The organism is Mesorhizobium sp. WSM4935, from assembly GCF_029625735.1.
GTDB lineage: Bacteria > Pseudomonadota > Alphaproteobacteria > Rhizobiales > Rhizobiaceae > Mesorhizobium.
On the sequence record NZ_JARTVR010000043.1, the window covers coordinates 1 to 1,057 of the forward strand.

Annotated in this window: 2 protein-coding genes and 1 pseudogene; all 3 read right to left on the reverse strand. The window is 57.3% G+C overall.

Annotated elements, in window-relative coordinates:
• Nucleotides 1–103 precede the first annotated feature (103 nt).
• Nucleotides 104–419: pseudogene (fdxB, locus tag P9273_RS32000) on the reverse strand (ferredoxin III, nif-specific).
• Nucleotides 416–574, reverse strand: coding sequence for a CCE_0567 family metalloprotein (locus P9273_RS32005; protein WP_224571204.1), 159 nt, complete (start codon nt 572–574; stop codon nt 416–418). The pseudogene fdxB and the gene P9273_RS32005 overlap by 4 nt, the downstream one beginning before the upstream one ends.
• Nucleotides 575–664: 90 nt before the next feature.
• On the reverse strand, nt 665–1,057 hold a 393-nt coding region (locus P9273_RS32010), incomplete at its 5' end, for a DUF269 domain-containing protein (RefSeq protein ID WP_127259213.1).

A 1,057-nucleotide genomic window follows, 5' to 3' on the forward strand; every position in this document is an offset into this window, starting at 1 on the left:
CGAATCCAAAGCGAAGTAAACCATCGACGCATTGCTGCACAGGACCAGCCCCACGAGCCGACAAAAAGATGAAGTGCACGCCGCTCCCCTGGTTTTCGCCAGATCATGTTGCGAGCTCGTCGGCCGGAACATGCGTCTGGCAGTTCTTGGGGCAGACGCGGCCGCAGGCTCCGCAGCCTATGCAGCGGCCGGCATCATCGACAACCATGATCATGCGATTGAGCTTGCCGTCGAAATCGTCGTCCTCGTCATCGCAGGGGCGAGGATTTCACCCGCATCATCAACGCCGTGAAGATGCATGACATCGCGCGAGCAGACCTTGAAACAACGGCAGCAGCCGATGCAGATTTGCTATCGATGGAGGTCAGGTACGGCGGCATCCAAATGGAGCCGTCACGGGTGGTGAATGTGCGCATCATCCTAAATTCTTCATTGAAGCGAGTTCTCTCTTGGCAACATCCAACTCGGCATAAACGGCTTGGGTTTTCTCGGCGACTTCCTGTATGTCGGCCCACTTGCCCGGCAGACCCTCGACGAGGTCCTGCAATGCCATCTTGGCAATAGCTGCACGCAACTGGAGCTTTCAGACTTTTTTCCTCATCCTATCTAGGTCTGACATAGATCCTTCCTGGAACAATGGTTTCTTGATGCGCTCCATCTCGGGCTAGGCTTCAATGGCTGCAGTCGCATCGTCGACCAGTTTCGTACCGGCCTCAGCAAGTTTGCGGAAAGTCTCGAAGCCGAACCGGTGGACGTCTCGACAGAACGCCCAACCGCCGGAAGCCCCCACGGGTTTCATTTCTATTGTCGGCGACGTCGACACGCCGGAGCGCTCCTCGATCGCAAGCGCTACGGCGGTGTAAAACATGTCGAGCCTCCACAGCGCGTCAGGATCGGGATCGCCGCCAAAGGGTACCGCACGTTGCTGTTGCTTGGTGATGATGAACTCGGCCAGCAGCTCGGCATCCGAATGGCCTTCCCATAAGCCGAAGGAATCCTGAGTACGAATGAGCCGCAGGAGGCATTTGACGAACGGGGAAGCAAGGGCCTCGTCGTC